This is a genomic window from Kitasatospora sp. NPDC058965 (assembly GCF_042741245.1).
Lineage (GTDB): Bacteria > Actinomycetota > Actinomycetes > Streptomycetales > Streptomycetaceae > Kitasatospora.
The window spans coordinates 1-2,490 of record NZ_JBHYKG010000554.1; the positions used below are offsets into that span (position 1 = coordinate 1).

A 2,490-nucleotide genomic window follows, 5' to 3' on the forward strand; every position below is an offset into this window, starting at 1 on the left:
GTACTGCAGGGGGGACCCTGTGGGAGAGTAGGACGCCGCCGAACAATCATTCAGGAGAAGCCCCCACCGATATTCGGTGGGGGCTTCTTCGCGTTTCTGCCAGACTGCCGGGCGTGACAGACATACAGCCCAGTGAGTACGTCCGCAGCCTGCCGATCGGCGAGCGGATCCCGGTGCCCGGCGACGGCATCCCGTTCTGGGAGATCTTCCCCTACGAGGGAGAGCTGCAGCTCAAGGTCCTGGACGAGCCGGTGCTGCCCGAGCCGCCGCGCAACGGTGAGAGCGGACCCGAGGAGTGCTTCGCCTGCAAGCGGGGTGCGGACGATCCGCAGCTCCTCTGGTCCGACGAGCACTGGATGGTCCGCAGCATGGCGGAGCCCGAGGGGCTGCCGGCCATGGTGATGCTGCTGCCGCGGGGGCACTACGACCTGGTGGACCTGCCGGCCGAGCGGCTGGCCGAGATGGGGTCGGTGATCCAGCGGGTCGAGCGGGCGGTGCTCTCGCTCGGCGGTATCGCCCGGGTGCACGTGAACCGCTGGGGTGACGGCGGGGCGCACCTGCACTGGTGGTTCATCGCCCGTCCGGAAGGGATGCTGCAGCTGCGCGGCACCTGCCTGCCGCTCTGGGGCGACATGCTGCCCAAGGTGCCGGCCGAGACCTGGGACGAGACCAACCGCCGGATCGCCGAGGCACTGGCCGAGGGCTGAGAACGGCCGGAGCACGACCGAGGGCGGGTCAGTCACTGACCCGCCCTCAGGCTCTGCCGTGCTGCCTCAGTTCGCGGCCCGCCGGGCCGCCTTGGCCGCGGCCTCCCGCTCGTCCTCGGCCTCGGCGACCTCCAGGGTCGGCGCGGTGCCGCCGAGGCCGGCGGGCAGCCACCAGGAGTCGGACGGGCCGGTCGGCTTGGCGGGGTACTCGCGCTGGGCGCGGTCCAGCATCTCGCTCATCACGGCGCGCAGCTTCCGGGTCACCATCACCGGCTTGTCGGTGGGCTCCAGGTGGATCGGCTCGCCGATCATGATGGTCACCGGCACGTGCCGCTTGGTCAGGGTCTTCGGTCGGCCCTTGGTCCACAGCTGCTGGGTGCCCCAGAGGACCACGGGCAGCAGCGGGGTGCCGGAGTCGGCGGCCATCCGGGCGGCGCCGGTCTTGAACTTCTTCAGCATGAAGGAGCGGCTGATGGTGGCCTCGGGGAAGACGCCGACCACCTCGCCCTCGCGCAGCGCCTTGACCGCCGCGTCGTACGCCGGCTGGCCGTCGGTGCGGTCGACCGAGATGTGCTTCATGCCGCGCATCAGCGGGCCGGAGAGCCAGTGCTTGAAGACGTCGTCCTTGGCCATGAAGCGGGTCTTGCGCTTGGCGTTCTTGTACGCCCCCATGCCGGCGAAGATGAAGTCCAGGTAGCTGATGTGATTGCTCACCAGGACGGCGCCGCCGGTCGCCGGGACGTGCTCGGCTCCGCGGATGTCGAGCCGCACGTCCAGCGCCTTGAATGCGGTCAGCGCGGCGCGGATCACCGGCGGGTACACGAACTCAGCCACGGTCAGCCCTACTTCTTCCGACGGGCCCTGGCCCGGTGCGACGGCGCCCGGTCGGTCGGGCGGGGCCGGGCCCGTCGGGCCGCGGCACGCCGCAGCTGACACGGGTGATTCTGCCGAGCATCGTCCCCCGAAGGGGCGCCTCCTGTCATCTGGGCGGGCGTGGCGCAGAAGAGATAGTCGTCACATGCCGTCACCGGAACCCGGGGCAGGCCGGATACTGCGCCCGCACACCGGCGGCGTACGGTGGGGACCGGATCGGGGCGCGGGAGGAGCGGAGCGGTGCGGGTGTCGGCGGCGGACCTGGGCGAGGGCGTGGCGCTGGGCGAGCGGGCGACGCTGGTGCAGTTCTCCACGGCGTTCTGCCAACCCTGCCGGGCGACCCGGCGGATCCTGGCCGAGGTGGCCCAGTTGGTGGCCGGCGTGGCGCACGTGGAGATCGACGCCGAGCGGGAGCTGGAGCTGGTCCGCCGGCTGGCGATCGAGCGGACCCCGACGGTCCTGGTGCTGGACGCGGGTGGCAGGGTGGTGCGGCGGGCCAGCGGGCAGCCGCGCAAGGCGGACGTGATCGCGGCGCTCGGCCGGGCGGTCCTGGCGGCCGACTGAGCCCCGTTCGGGCGGGTTGACCTGCCCGGGAGCCGAGAGCTTGGTCACAATGATCAGGCAGTGGACCGCCCTTCGTTGCGGCAGTCGGCGGCCCTCGGGTATTTGTCTACTGACGAGTAACCAGCGCGGGACGCTGCCGAGTATGCTGCCGGAAGTTGCCGGTCAGGGCAGTGGAAATGCGCTGTCCGTAGCGGGTGCGCGCGCGTGCGCGCTCCTGAGGTGCACCGCCGCAGCCGCCGGACGAGACCAGTACAGGAGACAGGCCGTGAGCTTGAGGATCGTTGTCTGTGTGAAGTACGTGCCCGATGCGACTGGTGACCGTCGCTTCGCGGACGACGCCACCACC

General features: G+C 71.1%; 3 protein-coding genes and 1 pseudogene. 3 read left to right on the plus strand and 1 reads right to left on the minus strand.

Annotation, left to right across the window (positions count from 1 at the left end; genetic code table 11):
* The first annotated feature begins 113 nt into the window (after positions 1-113).
* Positions 114-707, plus strand: a complete 594-nt coding sequence (locus ACFW1A_RS40025) for an HIT family protein (RefSeq protein ID WP_380418585.1) — start codon at positions 114-116, stop codon at positions 705-707.
* A 66-nt stretch (positions 708-773) separates the two neighbouring features.
* Here the strand turns inward: ACFW1A_RS40025 and ACFW1A_RS40030 are convergent, their stop codons facing one another.
* On the minus strand, positions 774-1,541 hold the full coding sequence (locus ACFW1A_RS40030; protein WP_380418587.1) for a lysophospholipid acyltransferase family protein: 768 nt from the start codon (positions 1,539-1,541) through the stop codon (positions 774-776).
* Between the two features lie 243 nt (positions 1,542-1,784).
* On the opposite strand from ACFW1A_RS40030, the gene ACFW1A_RS40035 reads away from it, so the two are divergent.
* Positions 1,785-2,144, plus strand: coding sequence for a TlpA family protein disulfide reductase (locus ACFW1A_RS40035; protein ID WP_380418589.1), 360 nt, complete (start codon positions 1,785-1,787; stop codon positions 2,142-2,144).
* A 265-nt stretch (positions 2,145-2,409) separates the two neighbouring features.
* Positions 2,410-2,490, plus strand: a pseudogene (locus tag ACFW1A_RS40040) (electron transfer flavoprotein subunit beta); the annotation flags it as partial.